General features: G+C 66.1%; 21 protein-coding genes. 6 read left to right on the top strand and 15 right to left on the bottom strand.

Annotated features, from left to right (window positions below; all coding sequences use genetic code 11):
- The 12 genes from CL52_RS07660 to CL52_RS07605 all read right to left on the bottom strand — a co-directional run bounded on the left by CL52_RS07660 (position 1) and on the right by CL52_RS07605 (position 13189).
- Entirely contained in the window at positions 1 to 846 is an 846-nt protein-coding gene (locus tag CL52_RS07660; RefSeq protein WP_041105941.1) for a carbohydrate ABC transporter permease, read from the bottom strand.
- Positions 839 to 1747 carry a carbohydrate ABC transporter permease gene (locus CL52_RS07655; protein ID WP_043219575.1) on the bottom strand — a complete coding sequence of 303 codons (909 nt, stop codon included), beginning with the start codon at positions 1745 to 1747 and terminating at the stop codon, positions 839 to 841. The genes CL52_RS07660 and CL52_RS07655 overlap by 8 nt, the downstream gene beginning before the upstream one ends.
- A 122-nt stretch (positions 1748 to 1869) precedes the next feature.
- Complete coding sequence (locus CL52_RS07650) at positions 1870 to 3123, bottom strand: ABC transporter substrate-binding protein (RefSeq protein WP_043219572.1); 1254 nt, start codon at positions 3121 to 3123, stop codon at positions 1870 to 1872.
- Between the two features lie 135 nt (positions 3124 to 3258).
- On the bottom strand, positions 3259 to 4653 hold the full coding sequence (locus CL52_RS07645) for an ATP-binding protein (protein ID WP_234458722.1): 1395 nt from the start codon (positions 4651 to 4653) through the stop codon (positions 3259 to 3261).
- Positions 4654 to 4727: 74 nt separating this feature from the next.
- A complete protein-coding gene (locus tag CL52_RS07640; protein WP_043223004.1) occupies positions 4728 to 5468 on the bottom strand; it encodes a response regulator in 741 nt (246 codons plus the stop codon).
- Between the two features lie 89 nt (positions 5469 to 5557).
- Positions 5558 to 6535, bottom strand: a complete 978-nt coding sequence (locus CL52_RS07635) for a glucokinase (protein ID WP_043219570.1) — start codon at positions 6533 to 6535, stop codon at positions 5558 to 5560.
- Positions 6532 to 8361 (bottom strand): phosphogluconate dehydratase, encoded by a 1830-nt coding sequence (gene edd / locus CL52_RS07630; protein ID WP_043219567.1) that lies wholly within the window; start codon positions 8359 to 8361, stop codon positions 6532 to 6534. The genes CL52_RS07635 and edd overlap by 4 nt, the downstream gene beginning before the upstream one ends.
- A 381-nt stretch (positions 8362 to 8742) precedes the next feature.
- On the bottom strand, positions 8743 to 9555 hold the full coding sequence (scpB, locus tag CL52_RS07625; RefSeq protein ID WP_043219563.1) for an SMC-Scp complex subunit ScpB: 813 nt from the start codon (positions 9553 to 9555) through the stop codon (positions 8743 to 8745).
- Between the two features lie 20 nt (positions 9556 to 9575).
- Positions 9576 to 10406 (bottom strand): segregation and condensation protein A, encoded by an 831-nt coding sequence (locus CL52_RS07620; protein WP_041105955.1) that lies wholly within the window; start codon positions 10404 to 10406, stop codon positions 9576 to 9578.
- A gap of 25 nt (positions 10407 to 10431) precedes the next feature.
- Positions 10432 to 11646: a tryptophan--tRNA ligase gene (locus CL52_RS07615; RefSeq protein ID WP_041105957.1), complete on the bottom strand. Its 1215-nt coding sequence runs from the start codon at positions 11644 to 11646 to the stop codon at positions 10432 to 10434.
- 43 nt (positions 11647 to 11689) lie between these two features.
- Complete coding sequence (locus CL52_RS07610; RefSeq protein WP_041105959.1) at positions 11690 to 12313, bottom strand: L-threonylcarbamoyladenylate synthase; 624 nt, start codon at positions 12311 to 12313, stop codon at positions 11690 to 11692.
- 12 nt (positions 12314 to 12325) lie between these two features.
- Entirely contained in the window at positions 12326 to 13189 is an 864-nt protein-coding gene (locus CL52_RS07605; RefSeq protein ID WP_043219559.1) for a PHP domain-containing protein, read from the bottom strand.
- Positions 13190 to 13455: 266 nt separating this feature from the next.
- Here CL52_RS07605 and CL52_RS07600 point away from each other — a divergent pair, with 266 nt between their 5' ends.
- The 5 genes from CL52_RS07600 (at position 13456) to CL52_RS07580 (ending at position 16839) form a co-directional block, all read left to right on the top strand.
- Positions 13456 to 13755: a YciI family protein gene (locus tag CL52_RS07600; protein ID WP_041105963.1), complete on the top strand. Its 300-nt coding sequence runs from the start codon at positions 13456 to 13458 to the stop codon at positions 13753 to 13755.
- Positions 13756 to 13815: 60 nt separating this feature from the next.
- Positions 13816 to 14196 carry a hypothetical protein gene (locus CL52_RS07595; protein WP_043219556.1) on the top strand — a complete coding sequence of 127 codons (381 nt, stop codon included), beginning with the start codon at positions 13816 to 13818 and terminating at the stop codon, positions 14194 to 14196.
- 10 nt (positions 14197 to 14206) lie between these two features.
- Positions 14207 to 14884, top strand: a complete 678-nt coding sequence (locus tag CL52_RS07590; RefSeq protein ID WP_041105967.1) for a response regulator transcription factor — start codon at positions 14207 to 14209, stop codon at positions 14882 to 14884.
- A 126-nt stretch (positions 14885 to 15010) separates the two neighbouring features.
- Positions 15011 to 15421 carry a hypothetical protein gene (locus CL52_RS07585; protein ID WP_043219553.1) on the top strand — a complete coding sequence of 137 codons (411 nt, stop codon included), beginning with the start codon at positions 15011 to 15013 and terminating at the stop codon, positions 15419 to 15421.
- Between the two features lie 83 nt (positions 15422 to 15504).
- Positions 15505 to 16839: a sensor histidine kinase gene (locus tag CL52_RS07580; protein ID WP_043219551.1), complete on the top strand. Its 1335-nt coding sequence runs from the start codon at positions 15505 to 15507 to the stop codon at positions 16837 to 16839.
- 3 nt (positions 16840 to 16842) lie between these two features.
- On the opposite strand, the gene CL52_RS07575 is transcribed toward CL52_RS07580, so the two are convergent.
- Together CL52_RS07575 and CL52_RS07570 are read right to left on the bottom strand one after the other, a co-directional pair.
- Positions 16843 to 17412, bottom strand: a complete 570-nt coding sequence (locus CL52_RS07575; RefSeq protein WP_043219549.1) for an NAD(P)H nitroreductase — start codon at positions 17410 to 17412, stop codon at positions 16843 to 16845.
- 80 nt (positions 17413 to 17492) lie between these two features.
- Positions 17493 to 17864 carry a YkgJ family cysteine cluster protein gene (locus CL52_RS07570; RefSeq protein ID WP_041105975.1) on the bottom strand — a complete coding sequence of 124 codons (372 nt, stop codon included), beginning with the start codon at positions 17862 to 17864 and terminating at the stop codon, positions 17493 to 17495.
- Positions 17865 to 18050: 186 nt separating this feature from the next.
- Between CL52_RS07570 and CL52_RS07565 the strand changes: the two genes are divergently transcribed.
- Complete coding sequence (locus CL52_RS07565) at positions 18051 to 19502, top strand: TrkH family potassium uptake protein (protein WP_043219545.1); 1452 nt, start codon at positions 18051 to 18053, stop codon at positions 19500 to 19502.
- Here CL52_RS07565 and CL52_RS07560 read toward each other — a convergent pair.
- The gene (locus tag CL52_RS07560; protein ID WP_043219542.1) at positions 19496 to 20440 is read right to left on the bottom strand and encodes a DUF808 domain-containing protein; all 945 of its coding nucleotides are present in this window, start codon (positions 20438 to 20440) and stop codon (positions 19496 to 19498) included. The two genes, CL52_RS07565 and CL52_RS07560, sit on opposite strands and share 7 nt — an antisense overlap.
- Between the last annotated feature and the right edge of the window lie 31 nt (positions 20441 to 20471).

The following is a 20471-nucleotide window of genomic DNA, read 5'->3' as shown; positions in this document are numbered from 1 at the left end:
TCAACCTTTGACCGCGCCGGCCGTTAGGCCGCGCAGGAAGTACTTGCCGGCCAGCACATAGACGACCAGCGTGGGGAGGCCGGCGATCATCGCGGCGGCCATATCGACGTTGTATTGCTTGGCTCCGGTGCTGGTGTTGACCAGGTTGTTCAGCGCCACCGTGATCGGCTGGCTGTCACCGCTGGCGAACACCACACCGAACAGGAAGTCGTTCCAGATCTGAGTGAACTGCCAGATCAGGCAGACCATGATCGTCGGCACCGACATCGGCAGCAGGATGCGCCCGAAGATGGTGAAGAACCCCGCGCCATCCAGCCGCGCGGCACGTACCAGGGCATCGGGAATGCTCACGTAGAAGTTGCGGAAGAACAGCGTGGTGAAGGCCAGGCCATAGACCACGTGAACCAGCACCAGCCCCGCGGTGGTGTTGGCCAGGCCCAGCTTGCCGAGGGTGAATGACGCCGGCAGCAGGATCACCTGGAACGGCAGGAAGCAGCCGAACAGCAGCAGGCCGAAGAACAGCTGCGAGCCACGGAAGCGCCACATCGACAACACGTAGCCGTTCAGCGCGCCCAACAGCGTAGAGATGACCACCGCCGGCACGGCAATCTTCACCGAGTTCCAGAAATAGCCGCCGACGCTGTCCCAGGCGCTGATCCAGCCGGCCAGGGTAAAGGCCTCCGGCAACGACAGCAGATTGCCAGCACGGATGTCGGCCGGGGTCTTGAAGCTGGTCAGCAGCATGACCACCAGCGGAACCAGATAGACCGCACAGGCCAGCAGCAGGGTTGCATGGATCATCAGGCGGCTGGGGCTGAAGGGCTTGTGCCCGACGACACTAGTCATGGCGCTTGTTCCTCAGTTCCGAATACAGGTAGGGCACGATGATGGCCAGCACGGCGCCAAGCATGAGCATTGCGCTCGCCGCCCCCAGGCCCATCTGGCCCCGGGTGAAGGTGTGGGCGTACATGAACATCGCCGGCAGGTCGGAGGCGTAGCCGGGGCCGCCGGCCGTCATCGCCGCGACCAGGTCGAAGCTCTTGATGGCGATGTGGGCAAGGATCATCAGCGCGCTGAAGAACACCGGGCGCAGGCTCGGCAGCACGATGCGCAGATAGATGCTCGGCAGGCTGGCGCCGTCGACCTGCGCGGCGCGCACGATCGACTGGTCGACCCCGCGCAGCCCGGCGAGAAACAGCGCCATGACGAAACCGGAGGCTTGCCATACCGCGGCAATCACCAGGCAGTAGACGACCCGATCCGGGTCCACCAGCCAGTCGAAGCGAAAGCCTTCCCAGCCCCAGTCGCGCAGCAGCTTGTCCAGGCCCAGGCCCGGGTTGAGCAGCCATTTCCAGGCCGTCCCGGTGACGATCATCGACAGGGCCATGGGGTACAGGTAGACGGTGCGGATGAAGCCTTCGCGGCGGATACGCTGGTCGAGCAGCACAGCCAGCAGCACGCCGATCGCCAGGCTGATGGCGATGAACAGCCCGCCGAATGCCAGCAGGTTCTTGCTGGCCACCCACCAGCGGTCGTTTTCCCACAGCCGCAGGTATTGCTCGAGCCCGACCCACTTGTAGCTCGGCATGAAGCGCGAGTTGGTGAACGACAGGACGAAGGTCCAGAAGATGTAGCCATAGAAGCCGACCAGCACGATCAGCATGCTCGGTGCGAGCACCAGCCTGGGCAGCCAGTTCTGCAGCGCATCGAGCGGCGAGGCCTTGGCGAAGACAGCGGTTGAGCTCATGGAAGCCGCTCCGGTGAAGTGAATGTCGTCCCGCTGGCTTTCTTTCGAGTGCAGGTCGCCGTGGCGCCTGGGGCACCGGGTGAAAGCCAGGGGGGATGGGGCCGCGCCAGGCGGCCCTGTGCTTACTGGACGGCCTGGATGGCGGCCGCCAGTTGCTGCACGGCCTTCGCCGGATCGGCGTCCGGATCGTTGAAGAAGTTGGTCACCACGTCGAACACCGCGCCCTGCACGTAGCTGGAAGCGGCCATGCCGTGCGCCAGGCTCGGCTGCAGGCCAGGCCCCTTCGCCGCCTCCTTGAAGTCGGCCATCGACTGTTGGGCGCAGCTGTCAAAGGCGCTCATGTCCTCGTCCAGACGCACCGGGATCGAACCCTTGTTCTGGTTGAAGAACTGCTGGAACTTCGAGCCGAGCACGGTTCGCGCCAGGTCCTGCTGGGCCTTGCGATCTTCTGCATCGTTCAGCTTGAACATCGCCAGCGAGTCGACGTTGAAGGCGAAGCTGCCCTGGGTTCCAGGGAACGGCAGGCACTGATAGTCCTTGCCGGCCACCTTGTTCGCCGCGGTCCACTCGCTCTTGGCCCAGTCGCCCATGATCTGCATGCCGGCCTTGCCGTTGATCACCATGACGGTGGCCGCGTTCCAGTCGCGCCCGGCGGCATCGGCATCGATATAGCCACGCAGCTTCTTCAGCGCCGCGAAGGCCTCGACCATCTTGTCGCCGGTGAGCGTCTGGCGGTCGAGTTCGACGAACGCCTTGTGGTAGTCCTGCGGGCCGAGGACGCTGAGCACGATGTCCTCGAACACGGTGCCGTCCTGCCAGGGCTGGCCACCATGGGCGATGGGCACGAAGCCGGCCGCCTGGAGCTTGTCGGCGGCAGCGAAGAATTCGTCGAGCGTCTTTGGAGGCTTCGCACCGGCCTTGGCGAACACCTCGGGGTTGATCCACAGCCAGTTGACGCGATGTACGTTGACGGGCACGGCCACATAGGCGCCGTCGTACTTCATGATGCCGGCGATCTGCTTCGGCAGGATCTCGTCCCAGTTGTTTTCCCGGGCGACGTCGTCCAGTTCGGTGAGCAGGCCCAGTTCGCCCCACTCCTGGATATCCGGCCCCTTGATCTGGGCCGCGGCCGGCGGGTTGCCGGATACCGCGCGGGTCTTCAGCACGGTCATGGCCGCTTCGCCGCCACCGCCGGCGACGGCGAAATCCTTCCAGGTGTGGCCCTGGTCTTCGACCAGTTGCTTGAGGGTGTCGGCCGCGCGCTTCTCGCCGCCGGACGTCCACCAGTGAAGCACTTCGACTTCGCCGGCATGGGCAGCGAACGGCAGGAGGGACGCCAGGGAAACGGCAGCGGCAAGACGGGTGATCGCTTTCATTGCTTGGTCCTTTCTTGTTGTTATCCGAGGCAAGTCGATGCTTGCGTTGCCTGGATTCTAGGCACGCCCGCTGCGCGCTCGGGTAACGAAGGGGCGGGAGTTGGTCACAGGCTCGTTACATTCATGCAGGTCGGGTCACCGCGGCAGCGCCAAGGTCACCCGCAGGCCGCCCTCACGCAGGTTCTGCAGGCTCACCTCGCCGCCGTGGGCGTGCGCGATGTTGCGTGCGATGCCCAGCCCCAGACCGTAGCCCTGCTGCTGCGCCGCCAGCCGGAAGTGCGGCTCGAAGATCTTCTCCAGACGCTGCTCGGGTACGCCCGGCCCCTCATCATCGACATGCAGGGTGAACAGTCGCCCGTCGTCTTCGATACGCAGATGCGCGCGCTCGCCGTATTTGAGTGCGTTGTCCAGCAGGTTGCCAATACAGCGCTTGAGCGCCAGCGGTTTGCCGGGATAGGGCGCCACCGCCCTGCCCTCCAGGGTCACCCGGCCATTGCCGGCGGGTGCCAGATAGGGTTCGGTGACGGTATCGAGCAGCAGGTTGAGGTCGACCGGCTCGATGTTCTCGTGGATATCGGTGTCCTTGACGCACTGCAGCGCGCCCTTGACCAGCAGCTCGAGTTCATCCAGATCGCGGCCGAACTTGGCCTGCAGCGCCTCGTCCTCCAGCAGCTCCACGCGCAGGCGCAGGCGGGTGATCGGCGTGCGCAGGTCGTGGGAGATGGCGCTGAACAATTGGCTGCGCTCGTTCAGGTAGCGGCCGATGCGCTCGCGCATGCTGTTGAACGCGCGGCTCACCTCCACCACCTCGCTGCCGCCATGCTCGGGCAGCGGCTCCACTTCGCTGCCCAGCGACATCTCCCGCGCCGCCCGTGCCAGGCGCTTGAGCGGGCGACTCTGCCAGTGCACCAAAAGACCGATGAACAACAGCAGAAAGCTGCTGGTCAGGACGATGAAGCCGATCTGCTGCGCCGGCAACCCCTCCTGCTCCAGGCTGACGTAAGGCGCCGGCATCAGCGAGGCCAGGTACAGCCACTCGTTGTCGGCGATCTGGATTTGCGTCACCAGCACCGGTGGGTCCAGCGGTTCGAGACTCAGTGCGTAGTGCGCCCAGGAGCGGGGCAGTTCGTCCAGGCTGATCTCGCCATTGAAGATTCGCAGGTCGTCGGGGCTGACGAACTGCACCGAGAGGTCGATCGCCTTGCCCAGGCGCTGGCGCAAGGCGCCTTCCACCGCCTGCAGCACGGCCCGTTTGCGTGGCGTCTCGGGCAGCACCTGCATGTTCAGCGGGCGCTCGTTGAGCGAAACGAAGAAGCGCGTGCCACCCATGCTGCGTAACTGATCGAGCACCAGCGGGCGATAGCCCAGCGGCAGGGAGCGGAAGTAGCTGACGCTCGCGGCCATGGAATGCGCCAGGCTCCGGGCAGCGGTGAGCAGGCCCTCCATCTGGCTGGCCCGTAACTGCGACACCCAGATCACGCTCGACAACGCCTGGGCCAACAGCACCACCAGCAGGGTCAGCAGCAACATCCGGCCGAGCAGCGAGCGCGGCACCGGCAGCCGCCAGCGCCGCCTGCTCGGCTCGGCGCTCGCCTGCTCCCCGCTCACGCGCGCTGCCCGTCGCCGCATGGCACCACCTGCGCCGCCAGCAGATAACCCGAGCCACGCACGGTACGGATCAGCCGGGGTGCCTTGCCGGTATCGCGCAGGCGCTGGCGCAAACGGCTGACCGCCATGTCAACGATGCGCTCGAGCGGCATCACTTCCCGGCCACGGGTCGCGTTGCCGATGGTGTCGCGATCGAGGATCTGCATGGGATGGTCGAGAAACAGCTTGAGCAGGGCGAAGTCGGCGCCGGAGAGAAATACCTCCTCGCCATCCAGGTGATGCAGCCGATGGCTGACCAGGTCGAGGCGCCAGTCATCGAAAGCCAGGACATCGCCGGCCGGCCGCTCCTGGGCGAACTGGGCGCGGCGCAGCAGCGCCTTGATCCGCGCCAGCAGCTCGCGCGGGCTGAACGGCTTGCCGAGGTAGTCGTCGGCGCCCAGCTCCAGGCCGATCACCCGGTCGGCCTCGTCGGAGCTTGCGGTCAGCATGATCACCGGCATCTGCGCCAGACGCTGATGTTCGCGCACCCAGCGGCAGAGGCTGAAGCCGTCTTCGTCGGGGAGCATCACATCGAGGATCACCAGGTCGGCGGGCTGCTCCTGAAGTGCCAGGCGAAAGCCGGCGCCATCGCCCACGGTACGCACCTGGAAACCGGCGCGGCTCAGGTAGGTTTGCAGCAGCTCGCGGATCTCCTGGTCGTCGTCGACCAGCAGAATGGATTTTACGGGTTGGCTCACGTCCATACCTTCTTGTTATGAACAACACGCGTAGCTTAGCGCGCCGCCCCGGGCCGGCGAACCGCCACCGCCCGTTGCTTGCGTCCCACTCAGGCGAGGCCGGCCTGGCGCCCTTCCATCGCCTGCTGCAGTGCTTCGCCGGCACCCAGCAACCCGGGATATTCGGCACGCACCAGCCACACCGGGATGTCGTCGAAATAGCGGCTCATCAGGCCCTTGTCGCGCAGGCAGCGGGCAAAGCCGCTGGCCAGGAAGAAGTCCGCGAAGCGCGGCACCATACCCCCGGCGATGTAGACCCCGCCTCGCGCGCCCAGCGTCAGCACGTTGTTGCCGGCGACGCGGCCGAGGAAGCAGCAGAACTGTTCGAGCACCTGTCGGGCATAGGGCTCGCCGGCCAGCGCGGCCTCGGTGACCTCGGCAGGCGAGGCCAGCACCGCTTCGCGCCCGTCGAGGGCACAACTGGCGCGATAAAGCGTGAGCAGGCCGCTGCCGCTGAGAATGTTCTCCGCACTGACATGCCCCTGCTGGCGATGCAGGTGCTGCCAGAGTTCGGCCTCGCGCAAGCTGCCGATCGGCAGGTCGACATGCCCGCCCTCGCCCGGCAAGGCGCGCCAGAGACCGTCGCCGAGTGGCAGCAGGGTACCGACGCCGAGCCCGGTGCCTGGCCCGATCACCAGCCGGGGGCGCTCGGGATCGGCACTGCCGGGGCAGACCTCGGTCAGCTCCTCGGGACGTACCCGAGTCATGCCCAGTGCCATGGCATAGAAATCGTTGATCAGCAGCAGTTCGCTGAGGCCGAGCTCACGACAGAAATCCGGTCGGTTCAGCCGCCAGTGGTTGTTGGTGAAGCGGAACTCGTCGCCGCGCACCGGGCCGGCACAGGCCAGGCAGACTGCGTCGACCTCGGCAAGCGTCTGGCCAAGGTCCTCCAGATAGGCACGGATCGCCTGTTGCGGCGTGGCGAAATCCGCCGTTGCCAGCACCCGTACCGCTTCGAGCCGCTGCTCGCGCCACAGCGCGAACCGGGCATTGGTGCCGCCAATGTCGCCAACCAGACCAAGCTTCACTTCAGCGTCTCCAGGCTGGAGGTGAAGGCGCTGGCACCGCGCTCCGCGGTGCTGAAGGCACCGCGCATGAAGGCGAACAGCTCGCGACCGCAACCAATGCCCTTGTCCTCGGGCGCCGGCGCGGCCTCACGGACGGCCCACTCGGAGGCATCGAGCAGCACGTCGAGGGTGCCCTTCACCCCGTCGACGCGCACCAGGTCGCCGTCGCGCACCTTGGCCAGTGAGCCACCGTCTATCGCCTCGGGGCACACGTGAATGGCGGCCGGCACCTTGCCGGAAGCCCCCGACATACGCCCGTCGGTCACCAGAGCGACCTTGAAGCCGCGATCCTGCAGCACTCCGAGGAAAGGCGTGAGTTTGTGCAGTTCCGGCATGCCGTTGGCCCTTGGGCCCTGGAAACGCACCACCGCGACGAAATCGCGTTCCAGTTCGCCGGCCTTGAAGGCCGCCGCCAGCTCGGCCTGGTCCTGGAACACCCGCGCCGGCGCTTCGACGATCTGATGCTCAGGCGCCACGGCCGACACCTTGGTGACACCGCGGCCAAGATTGCCGACCATCACCCGCAGGCCACCCTCGGGCGAGAACGGTCGGTCCGCCGGCCGCAGAATGCTTTCATCCAGGCTCTGCGAGGTGCCCTCGCGCCAGGCCAGCCGGCCATCGTCGAGGTAGGGCTCGCGGGTATAGCGACGCAGGCCATGCCCGGCCACGGTATTGACGTCCTCATGCAGGAGGCCGGCCTCAAGCAGCGTCCGCACGAGGAAACCCACCCCCCCTGCGGCGTGGAAGTGGTTCACATCGTCCTTGCCGTTGGGGTAGACCTTCGCCAGCGTCGGCACCACCTCGGAGAGGTCAGCCATGTCCTGCCAGGTGAGCTGGATACCGGCCGCCTGCGCAATGGCGGGCAAGTGCAACGTGTGGTTGGTGGAGCCGCCGGTGGCATTGAGCGCCACCACCGAGTTGATGATCGCCTTCTCGTCAATGATCTTGCACAGCGGCAGGAAGGAGCCGCTCTGCCGGGTCATGCGCGTAACCTGGCGTGCGGCCTCGCGGGTAAGCTCATCGCGCAGCGGTGTGTACGGATTGACGAACGAGGAACCCGGCAACTGCAAGCCCATGATTTCCACCACCATCTGGTTGGTGTTGGCCGTGCCGTAGAAGGTGCAGGTGCCTGGGCTGTGGTAGGACTTCATCTCCGAATCGAGCAGCTGCTCGCGGGTCGCCTTGCCCTCGGCGAACAGCTGGCGTACCTCGGCCTTCTCCTTGTTCGGGATGCCCGAGGGCATAGGCCCGCCCGGCACGAATACGGTCGGCAGAAAGCCGAAACGCAAGGCACCGATCAGCAACCCCGGCACGATCTTGTCGCAGATGCCAAGGCACAACGCCGCATCGAACATGTTGTGCGACAGCGCGATCGCCGTGGCCATCGCGATCACTTCGCGGCTGGCCAGGCTCATTTCCATCCCGGCCTCGCCCTGGGTCACGCCGTCGCACATGGCCGGCACCCCGCCGGCGAACTGGCCGACCGAACCGATGTCACGCAGCGCCTGCTTGATGATCTCGGGAAAGTGCTCGTACGGCTGGTGCGCCGATAGCATGTCGTTGTAGGCCGACACGATCGCAACATTGGCCTCGTCCATCAGCCGCAGGCGCTGCTTGTCCGTCGTCGAGGCGCAGCCTGCGACCCCATGAGCGAAGTTGGCGCACTGCAAACGGCCTCGCTGCGGCCCTTCGCTGGCAGCCGCTCCCATCATCGCCAGGTAGCGTTCGCGGGTGGGACGGCTGCGTTCGACCAACCGTTCGGTTACCTCAAGCACACGAGGATGCATGTCACGACTCCGCATTTGTTATTAACTTTTAAAAAATTCTGCCAGCCATCTTGCGGCATTTCCACCTTTCGTTTGCATATTTGTTGTTTAAAACAAGAAAAACGCCAGGGCGGCTTTCAAAGCACATCAGGCGTGGGTTTTGAACCGCATCGGTCGGGCAAGCGAGCTGGCCGCGCTCCGGATGCGCCGAGGCGCACTGCGTTTGCATTCGCCTGCCTCTAACCATAGGCCAGAGCGCCCAAGGCGGCGGCTTCACCCGACAACCCTGGCAGCACCCGCACACCGGGGGCAGTGCCAGCGGCGAACGGGCGCGGCGACGCCATGGCGAGTTCGACAGGGAAACGCGGCAGATATTCTGACCGCGAACACATGAACGCAGCGTCAGCGGTGCTCGCCGCTCTCGCCAGAGCTGGCCGGAACGGCATCGCCGTCCGGCTCCGCGTCCGCCTCGTCTGCCGATGGTTCCGCCGGCGCAAGGTCGTCGAAGTCGGTCTTCAGGCCCGTCTCCATGTTGTCCAGCTCAGCCAGCAGCGTGCGGAAACTGGTCTGCTCGCGCTCGCTCTGCGCTGGCGATTCGTCCGCAGCCTGGTCGGCTCTGGCCTGCAGCGAAGCCGGCACCGCGGCGTCGTCATCCTCGAGCACGGTGCGCGGCCCGAGCTCCATCTCACGGAGCACGGCCAGCGGAGGCAGCTCATCGAGATTCTTCAGGTTGAAGTGATCGAGAAATGCCTTGGTGGTGGCGAACATCGCCGGTCGCCCCGGCACGTCTCGGTGACCAACCACGCGCACCCACTCGCGCTCGAGCAAGGTCTTGATGATCTGGCTGTTGACCGCAACCCCGCGAATGTCCTCGATCTCGCCGCGGGTGATCGGCTGGCGATAGGCGATCAACGCCAGGGTTTCCAGCAGCGCGCGCGAGTAACGCTGCGGGCGCTCCTCCCAGAGGCGACCGACCCAGGGCGCGAACCGCTCGCGCACCTGCAGACGGTAGCCACTGGCGACTTCCTTGAGTTCGAAGGCCCGCCCGCGACAGGATCTTTCCAGCACCTCGAGCGCCTTCTTCAACTGGGCCGATGAAGGCCGCTCGGCCTCCTCGAACAACTCGGCCAGCCGCTCCAGTGATAGCGGCTTGCCGGCGGCGAGCAGAAAGGCCTCGAGCAGCGAGGCAAGCTCCTTGGGTTCGCAAAGATCCAACGATCGGTTACCTCGGCTGGTCAGTCGCTGCGACTGCGGACATGGATGGGCGCGAAGGGCTCATTCTGCACCAGCTCGACGAGCGATTCCTTGATGAGTTCGAGCACGGCCATGAAGGTCACCACCACGCCGAGCCGCCCCTCCTCCACGGCGAACAGCTCGACGAACGGGACGAAGCCGCCACCTTTCAGGCGTTCGAGCACCTGGCTCATGCGTTCGCGCGTCGACAGCGCCTCACGGGTCACCTGGTGGCTCTCGAACATATCGGCACGGCGCAGCACTTCGGCCATCGAAACCAGCAACTCCTCCAGGCTCACCTGTGGCAGCAGCTTGCGCGCCCTCGCCTCGGGTGCGTCCAGCCGCGGAACATGGAATTCGCGACCGAGACGCGGCAAGTCGTCGAGGCCTTCGGCCGCCGCCTTGAAGCGCTCGTATTCCTGCAGCCGGCGGATGAGTTCGGCGCGCGGGTCCTCCTCCTCGTCCGGTGCCTCGCTGGACCGCGGCAACAGCATGCGCGACTTGATTTCCGCCAGCATCGCCGCCATCACCAGGTACTCGGCAGCCAGCTCCAGGCGCACCGACTTCATCAGCTCGACATAGCCCATGTACTGTCGGGTGATCTCGGCGACGGGGATGTCGAGTACATCGATGTTCTGTTTGCGGATGAGATAGAGCAGCAGGTCGAGCGGCCCTTCGAAGGCCTCGAGAAAGACTTCCAGCGCATCCGGCGGGATGTAGAGATCCTGCGGCAGCTCGGTAACGGCCTCGCCGTAGACCAGCGCCAGCCGCAGCTGTTCGCCGGGCGCGGCGTTCTCGGCCTCCTGCCGATCGGTAGCGATCGTCTGCTGCATGCGGTCTCCCGGGCGCTCGCCCGACTCAGCGGTGGTTCAGGCCCATGGCCTGGCGAACCTCGACCAGCGTGTCGCGTGCTTCGTCACGCGCGCGCTCGGCACCTTCGGCAAGAATGCTGCGCACCAGGTCGGGACTCTGTTCGTAATCCAGCGCCCGCTCGCGGAGCGGTGCCAGCTCGGAGGCGATCGCGTCGATCAGCGGCGCCTTGCATTCCAGACAGCCAATGCCCGCACTGCGGCAACCCTGCTCGGCCCATTGGCAGACATCGCTGGACGAATGGGTCAGGTGCATCGGCCATACCGGGCAGCGCGTCGGCTCACCGGCATCCTCGCGATGAACACGCGCCGGATCGGTCGGCATGCGCCGGATCTTTTCGTCGATCTGCTGCGGCGTATCGCGCAGAAAGATGGCGTTGCTGCCGGAGTTCGACATCTTGGCGCCATCCAGGCCGGTGAATCGCGGCGTGTCGCTGAGCACCGCCCGCGGCTCGGGCAGGATCAGCTTGCCGCCGCCCTCGAGAAAGCCATACAGGCGCTCGCGGTCGCCGATGGTGATGGTCTGCTGCTCCTTGACCAGCGCCTGCGCGGTATTCAGGGCCTCGACGTCACCCTGCTCCTGGTAGCTCTTGCGCAGGCTGAGATACAGGCGCGACGCCTTCTTGCCGAGGCGACGGATTGCCGCCTCGGCCTTGAGCTCGAAATCCTCTTCCCGGCCGTAGAGATGGTTGAAGCGCCGGGCGATGTCACGCGCGAACTCGACGTGCGGCAACTGGTCAGCGCCAACCGGGACCAGCCCTGCACGGTAGAGCAGGATGTCCGCCGCCTGCAGCAGCGGGTAACCCAGAAAGCCATAGGTGTCGAGTTCACGGCCCTGCAGGCGCTGCTGCAGTTCGCGATAGGACGGCACGCGCTCGAGCCAGCCAAGCGGGCAGATCATCGACAGCAGCAGATGCAGCTCGGCATGCTCGGGCACGTGCGACTGCACGAACAGCGTGGCGGAACTGGGGCTTACACCGGCAGCCAGCCAGTCGATCGCCATCTCCTGCAGGTAGCGGTTGATGTCCGCGCTGCTCTCGTAATGCGTGGTCAGTGCGTGCCAGTCGACGAGGCAGAAAAAGCAGTCGTATTCGTGTTGCAGCCGCGTCCAGTCCTTCAACACTCCATGGTAGTGGCCCAGGTGCAGCGGGCCGGTCGGCCGCATGCCCGAAACCAGGCGCCGCTGAAAATCGATCGAACTCAAAATGCTGTCCTTGTCGCTAATCGAACTGCCTGCATGTGGAATGTCACAGCATGAACGGAGCCGGATCGCCGGCACCGACGCGCAGCACCTCCGGCTGATCGTCCACCAGACTGATGACAGTCGAGGCTTCGAGACCACCGTAACCGCCATCGATGATCAGATCCACCTGGTGCTCGAGCACGTCGCGCATCTCGTAGGGATCGCTCATCGGCAGTGTCTCGCCGGGCAGGATCAGGCTCACGCTCATCAGCGGCTCACCCAGTTCGGCCAGCAGCGCCTGCGCAATCGGCTTGTCCGGCACGCGCAGACCGATGGTGCGCCGCTTGGGATGCAGCAGCATGCGCGGCACCTCTCGGGTGGCCGGCAGGATGATGGTGTAGAGCCCGGGAAGGTTGGCCTTCAACAGACGAAAGGCAGCCGTATCGACCTTGGCGAAGACGCCGAGCTGGGACAGATCGCGGCAGGCCAGGGTGAAGTTGTGCTTGTCGTCCAGCTGACGAATCCGGCGAATGCGCTCGATGCCCGCCTTGTTGCCGATGGCGCAACCGATGGCATAGCTGGCATCGGTCGGATACACCACTACGCCGCCGTTGCGGATGATTTCCACCGCCTGCTTGATCAGCCGCGGCTGCGGATTGTCGGGGTGAATCTGAAAGAACTGACTCATTGCTACTCCCTGTCAGCCGGCCGCCGAAAGCCGGCTGTGGCCAAAATGCCGCCACAACGGCGATAGATCATCCGGCAGCGCGCGATACAGCCCCAGCTCCGACCATTGCCCCGGCCCGTGAAAGTCACTGCCGGCCGTTGCCATCAGGCCGAACTCGCGCGCCAGTATCGCCAGGCTGCCAACCTGCTCGGCCGGCTGCATGCCGTTCGATACCTCCAGCGCGTGGCCACCGGCCTCGGCGAAGGCGATGACCAGCCGCCGCCGCTTGCTGCGGGTGAACTCGTATTGCCAGGGATGCGCGAGGCTCACCCAGGCACCGGAGTCGAGCAGGGTGGAGACCGTCTGCTCCAGCGCCGGCCAGTGCTGTTTGACGTCGCCAAGCTTGCCCGCCCCGAGCCATTTATGGAACGCCTCGCCACGGTCACGCACATGCCCGGCACGCACCAGGGCCTCGGCAAAATGCGGGCGGGCAGGCGCGTTGCCGCTGTCGCCCAGCTCCTGCTGAATTGCGCGAGCGGCTTCGAGCATGCCGGCCATCCCCTTGTTCTCCAGGCGCTGCGCGATCAGGCGCGCCCGCTGCCAGCGCCCCTCGTGCAATGCCGCGACGGCCTGTTGCAGCGCCGGTGCCTGTGGCTCGAAGCCATAGCCCAGCACATGAATGGTAGCCCCGTTCCAGAGGCAGGACAGCTCGATGCCCGTGACCAGCGAGAGCCCCAGGCCATCGGCTGCCTGGCGCGCTTCGGCCAGGCCGTCGAGCGTGTCGTGATCAGTCAACGCCAGCAGACGCACACCTTGCGCCTGGGCACGGGCGACGACCGCGGCTGGCGCCAGCGTGCCATCGGATGCCGTGCTATGGCAGTGCAGATCGACGGTCATCAAAGCAGAACTCTCCAGAGGGCCGGGCGCCCGGCGCCACAACAGGTAAACAGGCGCCGAGTTTAACGCCGGGCGCTACGGCTGTCCGATCCGGCTGCGGGCGGACGCCTTGCAGGTTCGACCAGTGGTGCGCACAGAGGTGCGACCATGGCGCCAGAGGCGCTTCGCCGCGGCAACTTTTCCGCGCCGGTCGGTTTGCTATTATCGCCGCCTCTCACCTCTCGCGCCTGCCCGCCGTGGCCGGCCGCCGAACCCAAGGAGTCACCATGCTGTATGCCATCATCGCTACCGACGCCCCCGGCTCGTTGAAGGACCGCCTTGCCGCCCGCCCCGCCCACCTTGCCCGCCTCGAGCAGCTCAAGGAGCAGGGGCGCCTGGTGCTGGCCGGCCCGCACCCGGCCGTCGACAGCAACGACCCCGGCGAAGCGGGCTTCAGCGGCAGCCTGGTGGTCGCCGAGTTCGACTCCCTGGAGGCGGCACGCGAGTGGGCCGAGGCCGATCCGTACAAGGCCGCCGGGGTATACAGCGACGTGCTCGTCAAGCCCTTCAAGAAAGTGCTGCCCTGAGCCGATAGCGGACCAAGCCGGCGCATCACCTCGATGCGCCCACCCCGGAAAGGAGTCCCGATGCGCCCCGCTCCGCTACTGATCTCGTTGGCCCTGGCGTCTGCGCCTGCCCTGTCCTTTGCGCAAGAGGCTGTAGAAGCGCCGGTCCCCGCGCCTGAAACAGCCGAAGCGAGCGCTCCGCAGGCGCCCCCCGCAGCCGTGGTGCCCCAGGTACTCGATTTCGACATCGAGGCGACCCGGGCTTCCCTCGCGCGCCTGCGCCAGGAGAACCAGCGCCTGAAACTGCAGCTGCAGGCCTCGCAACAGGCGCCGGCCGCACCCGCGCCGCTGCTGGGCGACGATCAACAGTGGTTCGTGACCGGCGCGGCGGTCGGTGTGATCAGCTTCATCCTCGGATTGCTGCTCACCCGTGGCCGCCGGCGACGCGAATGGCTGAACTGACCCGACGACCATGACCGAACTTCTGCTGATCGACGACGACGAGGAACTGTGCGAACTGCTCGGCAGCTGGCTGACCCAGGAAGGCTTCGCGACCCATGCCTGCCATGACGGCCAGAGCGCACGCAAGGCGCTGGCCGAGCGCCAGCCCGCGGCGGTCGTGCTCGATGTGATGCTGCCCGACGGCAGCGGCCTCGAACTGCTCAAGCAGTTGCGCAGCGACCACCCGAACCTGCCCGTGCTGATGCTTTCGGGCCGCGGCGAGCCGCTGGATCGCATTCTTGGCCTTGAACTCGGCGCAGACGACTACCTCGCCAAGCCGTGCGACCCCCGCGAGCTGACCGCCCGGCTACGTGCGGTGCTGCGCCGCAGCCAGGCACCGGCTGCGCCGACGCAGCTGGAGCTTGGCGATCTCTGCTACAGCCCGGCGCGCGGTGTTGCCAGCATCGACGACCAGGACATCAGCCTTACCTTGTCCGAAGGCCGGATTCTCGAAGCGCTGCTTGCACAACCCGGTGAACCGCTGGACAAGCAGGCCCTCGCGCAGCTGGCCCTGGGCCGCAAGCTCACGCTTTACGACCGCAGCCTGGACATGCACGTCAGCAACCTGCGACGCAAGCTCGGGCCACACGCCGATGGCCGGCCGCGGATCGTCGCGCTGCGTAGCCGTGGCTACCTGTACGCGCCCTGAGGTCTTTACCCAGGCTTTACCGAGCGCTGACCGCAGCTGACCTTGCGCCCCCTAGACTGGGCTCCATCCGGTGCAGACGCCCGACTACGGCACGCGGCACCGGCCCCCAGAAAGGAGAATGACATCATGCGCAAATCCCTGACCGCCCTACTGCTCGTCGCCGCCCTGCCCACCCTTGCCTTTGCCATGCCTGATGCCGGCCACGGCGAGCGCCAGGGCAAGCGCGCCGGTCACCTGTTCGAGCAACTCGATCTCAGCCGCGACCAGCAGCGCGAAATCCGCCAGCTGATGGGCCAGCAGATGAAGGCTCGCCACGAGATCACCCAGCGCTACCTCGACAAGCTCCCGGCCGCCGAGCGCAAGGCCATGCAGGACGAGTTGGCCAGCAGCCAGGACAAGATCCGTCAGCAGATTCAGGCCCTGCTCAAGCCGGAACAGCAGAAGCAGTTCGACGACATGCAGCGGAAAATGGAAGCAAAACGTGCCGAGCGCGAGGCGTTTCTCAAGTGGAAGGCCGAACAAGGCGCGAAAAGCTGATCGATCCATCATTCTGACCGCCCGTCGTCGAGCAGCCGCTGAGGTGGCTGCGTCGGCGGCGGGCTTTGCCGTGGAGGCCGACCGTGCGTTCCCTGTTCTGGCGAATCTTCGCTACCTTCTGGCTGGCTATCGCGCTGGTCGCCGGCCTGGCCCTGCTGCTGGGCCATGCATTGAATCAGGACGCCTGGATCCTCAGCCGGCACCCCGGGGTGAACCGACTGGCCCCGACCTGGACGGCGGTCTACGAGATGCACGGCCCCACGGCCGCTCAGCTGTATCTCGAGGAGCACCGCCGACGCTTCGGCGTCGACGTTCAGGTGCTGGCCGAGAACGGCCAGCCGGTGATCCGCGGCACCTTTCCGGCACGCGCGGCGATCTTCGAGGCACGCCAGAGCCGTCGCGACCAGAGTCTGCCCTGGCGCCGCCTGACCGACGACTACACCAGCCCGGCCACGGGCGCGACCTACCTGTTCATCTATCGCATTCCCTATACCGAATTGCAGGCCTGGCACCGCGGCAGCCTGCTCTGGCCGGTCAGCGCGCTGGTGATCGCACTGGTGGTGCTCGCCGGCTTCAGCCTGCTGCTGACGCTGTCGATCACACGTCCACTCGACCGATTGCGCGGCGCCGTCCACGACCTGGGCCAGACGACCTACCAGCAGAACTCACTGGCGCGGCTCTCGCGTCGCCGCGATGAGCTGGGCACGCTGGCGCGCGACTTCAACCGCATGGGCGCACGCCTGCAGAGCCTGATCAGCAGCCAACGCCAGTTGCTGCGCGACGTGTCGCACGAGCTGCGCTCGCCACTGGCCCGCCTGCGCATAGCGCTGGGACTGGCCGAACGCGCCACACCCGAGGAACGCGAAGTGTTGTGGCCGCGCCTGCGGCGCGAATGCGACCGTCTGGAGGCGTTGATTCAGGAGATTCTCGAGCTGGCCAGGCTGGACGCCGACCCCGGCGATCGCGTCGCGATTGCGCTCGAGCAGCTCTTCGAGCAGCTCAGGGAAAACGCCCGTCTGGTTGCACCAGGGCAGCGCATCGACAGCCGGATCGAGCCGGGCATCGCCCTGCGAGGCTGGCCGGACATGCTCGAACGCGCCCTGGACAACCTGTTGCGCAACGCCCTGCGGTTCAACCCGGAGGGCGAACCGATCGAGATCAGCGCGAAAACCATGGGCGACAACCTCGAACTGACCATCCGCGATCATGGCCCCGGCGTCGACGAGGATCACCTGCCGCAGCTCAGCGAACCTTTCTTCCGCGCTCCCGGACAGACCGCCGCCGGCCACGGCCTGGGCCTGGCCATCGCCCGTCGCGCGGCCGAACGGCATGGTGGCAAGCTGCTGCTGAGCAATCATCCGCAGGGCGGTTTCGTCGCCACACTGCAGCTGCCGCTCAGCGCGGCGACAAGCGCATGAGGGTCAGCTCGACGCGCCTGGCCACGGCGAAACGAAATCGACCGGATCGAGCTCCGGCGCGGTGCGCACGCGGCCTTCTGGCGAACCCAGGTAGATAAAGCCCAGTAGACGCTCGTCGCCGCCGAGGCCGAGCCGGCTGGCCACCTGCGCATCGAAGGCCAGCTCGCCGCTGCGCCAGATTCCGCCGAAGCCCAATGCCTGCGCTGCCAGCAGCAGGCCATGTGCGGCACAGCCGGCAGCCAGCAGTTGCTCGCTGTGTGGCACCTTTGGGTGCTCCTGCAATCGTGCGATCACCGCCACCAGCAAAGGCGCCCGCAGCGGCATGCGGCGCGCCTTTTCCAGAGCCTCGTCGGAGGCCTGTGCATCGCGCTGGCGTACTGCCTCGGCGAACACCTCTCCGAGCCGCTCACGGCCCTCGCCCGCGATGGTAAGAAAACGCCAGGGCCGCAGTTGCCCGTGGTCCGGGGCTCGCAGGGCGGCACGGAACATCAGATCGAGTTGCTCGGCATCGGGAGCCGGCTCGCACAGGCGCGCCACCGAAACACGTTTGAGCAGCAGGTCGAGCGCTTCCATCTCTAACTCCTCGGTACGTTGGCCGACATTCTAGTGGTGCCGGCGGCAACAGGTACAACCGCAAGGAGTCGGGCAATGCCTCAGGCGACGCGATCCGGTGACAGATGAGGCTGCAGCGGCGGCACCAGCGGCGGCAGGCCATGCGCCGCGCGTGCCGCATCGCAGCGCTCGTTCGGCTCGCCGTTCTCCCACGCTGCCTGGAACTCGCGGCAGGGCGACGAGCGCTGCTCGTAGACCGTGCAGCGCACGCCACAGCCCACCTCGCCGAGCAGGCTGACACAACGGGCCGGCTTGCTCTCGGTGCCACGCATGGCCACGTGGAAGGGGCTGATCTGTACCGTCAGATCGTCCGGCACGGTACCGCCGGAAGAGGCGCACTCGCCCCAGAAGAAAGACACACGAAAGTGCGCGCAGCAGGCGCCGCACGTAAGGCAGGGATTGTTCGCGGACATGGAAGTGACTACGAGGAAACCGGAAAGGGCCGGCGCCCGAGCGCGCTATTCTAGCCATCGGCAAGCACTTGGGAAGGCCCCGCCGCTGAAGAAAAATTCTCCCGCCGACAGGAAGCGCCGAGCGGTTTACTGGCGCAGCCGCGCAGGTAGAATGTGCGGCCTCGTTTATCCAAGCCGAGCCCCTCAATGGCACTGCCGACGCTGCGCACTATCGGATTCATCCTCGGCATTTTCCTCGTCACCCTCGCGGCCAGCATGAGCGTTCCCATGGGCGCGCTGCTGGTGTTCGATCGCACCGAGGAGCTGGACGCCTTTCTCTGGGCCAGCCTGATCACCTTTGGCTGCGGTTTTGCGCTCATCGCGCCGGGCAAGCCGGACAACGCCAAGCTGCGCCCGCGCGACATGTACTTCCTGACCACCATGAGCTGGCTGGTGGTCTGCTGTTTCGCGGCGCTGCCGATGATGCTGCTGCAGCACATCAGCTATACCGACGCCTTCTTCGAGACCATGTCGGGCATCACCACCACCGGCTCCACCGTGCTGTCCGGGCTCGACAGCGCATCGCCCGGCCTGTTGATGTGGCGTTCGATCCTGCACTGGCTCGGCGGTATCGGCTTCATTGGCATGGCGGTGGCGATCCTGCCGTTGCTGCGCGTCGGTGGCATGCGCCTGTTCCAGACCGAATCCTCAGACTGGTCGGAAAAGGTCGTGCCGCGCTCGCATGTCGCCGGCCGCTACCTGATCGCCATCTATGTGAGCTTCACCGCTGCGGCTTTCATCGGCTTCCGCCTGGCCGGCATGAGCAACTTCGATGCGATCAACCACGCCATGTCGACGGTTTCCACCGGGGGGTTTTCCACCTCGGATGCCTCGATGGCAAAGTTCAGCGCCGCCTCGCACTGGGTCGCGGTGGTCTTCATGATCCTCTGCAGCCTGCCGTTCACACTGTATGTGGCAATGCTGCGCGGCCACCGCACCGCGTTGTTGCGCGACGAGCAGGTTCAGGGGTTTCTGGTGATCGTAACCGGGGCCAGCCTGCTGCTCACCGCCTGGTACTGGGTCAATCATGACGAGTCGCTGATCGACGCCCTGCGCATGGTGACCTTCAACGTGGTTTCGGTGGTCACCACCACCGGCTTCGCAGTCGGCGACTACAGCCTCTGGGGCGGCTTCGCGATGATGGCGTTCTTCTACCTGACCTTTCTTGGCGGCTGCTCGGGCTCGACGACCGGCGGGCTGAAGATCTTCCGCTTCCAGGTCGCCTATGTGCTGCTGCGCGCCAACCTGCGCCAGCTGATCCATCCGCGCGCGGTGATCTCGCAGCAATACAACGGCCACAATCTGGACGAGGAAATCGTCCGCTCGATTCTGACCTTCTCGTTCTTCATCACCATGACCATCGGCCTGCTCGCCCTGGCGCTGGCGTTCCTCGGGCTGGACCTGGTCACTGCGCTGACTGGCGCCGCCACGGCGGTATGCAACGTGGGCCCCGGGCTGGGCAACATCATCGGCCCTGCCGGCAACTTCTCCACGCTGCCCGACGCGGCCAAGTGGCTGCTCGCGGCCGGTATGCTGCTTGGCCGGCTAGAGATCATCACCGTGCTGGTGCTGCTCACGCCGGCGTTCTGGCGTCACTGACGAGGGGCTTCGCCGGCCTCCTGCCCGCGGCGGAACAGGCGCCCGCCGAGACTGACCAGCGCGAGCAGCAGCGCTCCGGCGAGCACACCGAACAATGCGTTCAGCAGCGTCGGCAGCAGACCGCCGAGAACGCTCCCGACATAGGGAATGGCCAGACTCTGCTCGGCACTGTTTTCGATCCAGTGATGCACGGCGCCGATGCCGTGGCTGAGAATGCCGCCGCCAACCATGAACATCGCCGCGGTGCCGACGACCGACAGCGTTTTCATCAGCCAGGGCGCCAGCGCCAGAATGCCGCGCCCGATGCCCTGCAGCGCTGCGCTGCCGGCCTTGCTCAGGGCCAGGCCAAGGTCATCCAGCTTGACGATGCCGGCGACCAGGCCGTAGACGCCGAGCGTCATGATGATTGCGATTCCCACCAGCACGACCACCTGCTGCGACAGCGGTGCATCGGCCACGGTGCCGAGGGTGATGGCGATGATTTCCGCGGAAAGGATGAAGTCGGTGCGCACCGCACCGCTGATCTTGCGCTTTTCGAAGGCGACCATGTCCACCGCCGGGTCGCACAGCGCCTCCCTCGCGCGGTTGCGCGCCTCGCCGTCATCGTGCAGGAAGCGGTGCGCGAGTTTCTCGAAGCCTTCGTAGCAGAGAAAGGCGCCGCCAAGCATCAGTAGCGGCGTGATCAGCCAGGGCGCCAACGCGCTGATGACCAGGGCCGCCGGCACCAGGATCGCCTTGTTGCGCAGCGACCCCTTGCACACCGCCCAGACCACCGGCAGCTCGCGGTCGGCGCGAACGCCGGTGACCTGCTGGGCGTTGAGGGCCAGGTCGTCGCCCAGCACGCCAGAGGTTTTCTTGGCGGCGACCTTGGTCATCACCGAGACGTCGTCGAGAATCGAAGCGATATCGTCGAGTAGAGCGAGCAGACTGGAAGCCAATTGATCACCACGTCGAAAGGGTCAGAGGAAG

This window comes from Stutzerimonas balearica DSM 6083 (assembly GCF_000818015.1).
Taxonomy (GTDB): Bacteria; Pseudomonadota; Gammaproteobacteria; order Pseudomonadales; family Pseudomonadaceae; genus Stutzerimonas; species Stutzerimonas balearica.
The sequence above is the reverse complement of the archived record's forward strand: the minus strand, read 5'-3'. Positions and strand labels throughout refer to the sequence as shown.

What these genes read in the sequence shown, in the direction of transcription:
- CL52_RS07660 (WP_041105941.1), bottom strand. Translation starts at nt 846, where the DNA reads ATGACTAGTGTCGTCGGGCACAAGCCCTTCAGCCCCAGCCGCCTGATG.
- CL52_RS07655 (WP_043219575.1), bottom strand. Translation starts at nt 1,747, where the DNA reads ATGAGCTCAACCGCTGTCTTCGCCAAGGCCTCGCCGCTCGATGCGCTG.
- CL52_RS07650 (WP_043219572.1), bottom strand. Translation starts at nt 3,123, where the DNA reads ATGAAAGCGATCACCCGTCTTGCCGCTGCCGTTTCCCTGGCGTCCCTC.
- CL52_RS07645 (WP_234458722.1), bottom strand. Translation starts at nt 4,653, where the DNA reads ATGTTGCTGCTGACCCTGCTGGTGGTGCTGTTGGCCCAGGCGTTGTCG.
- edd (WP_043219567.1), bottom strand. Translation starts at nt 8,361, where the DNA reads ATGCATCCTCGTGTGCTTGAGGTAACCGAACGGTTGGTCGAACGCAGC.
- CL52_RS07620 (WP_041105955.1), bottom strand. Translation starts at nt 10,406, where the DNA reads ATGCAGCAGACGATCGCTACCGATCGGCAGGAGGCCGAGAACGCCGCG.
- CL52_RS07610 (WP_041105959.1), bottom strand. Translation starts at nt 12,313, where the DNA reads ATGAGTCAGTTCTTTCAGATTCACCCCGACAATCCGCAGCCGCGGCTG.
- CL52_RS07605 (WP_043219559.1), bottom strand. Translation starts at nt 13,189, where the DNA reads ATGACCGTCGATCTGCACTGCCATAGCACGGCATCCGATGGCACGCTG.
- CL52_RS07600 (WP_041105963.1), top strand. Translation starts at nt 13,456, where the DNA reads ATGCTGTATGCCATCATCGCTACCGACGCCCCCGGCTCGTTGAAGGAC.
- CL52_RS07595 (WP_043219556.1), top strand. Translation starts at nt 13,816, where the DNA reads ATGCGCCCCGCTCCGCTACTGATCTCGTTGGCCCTGGCGTCTGCGCCT.
- CL52_RS07590 (WP_041105967.1), top strand. Translation starts at nt 14,207, where the DNA reads ATGACCGAACTTCTGCTGATCGACGACGACGAGGAACTGTGCGAACTG.
- CL52_RS07585 (WP_043219553.1), top strand. Translation starts at nt 15,011, where the DNA reads ATGCGCAAATCCCTGACCGCCCTACTGCTCGTCGCCGCCCTGCCCACC.
- CL52_RS07575 (WP_043219549.1), bottom strand. Translation starts at nt 17,412, where the DNA reads ATGGAAGCGCTCGACCTGCTGCTCAAACGTGTTTCGGTGGCGCGCCTG.
- CL52_RS07570 (WP_041105975.1), bottom strand. Translation starts at nt 17,864, where the DNA reads ATGTCCGCGAACAATCCCTGCCTTACGTGCGGCGCCTGCTGCGCGCAC.
- CL52_RS07565 (WP_043219545.1), top strand. Translation starts at nt 18,051, where the DNA reads ATGGCACTGCCGACGCTGCGCACTATCGGATTCATCCTCGGCATTTTC.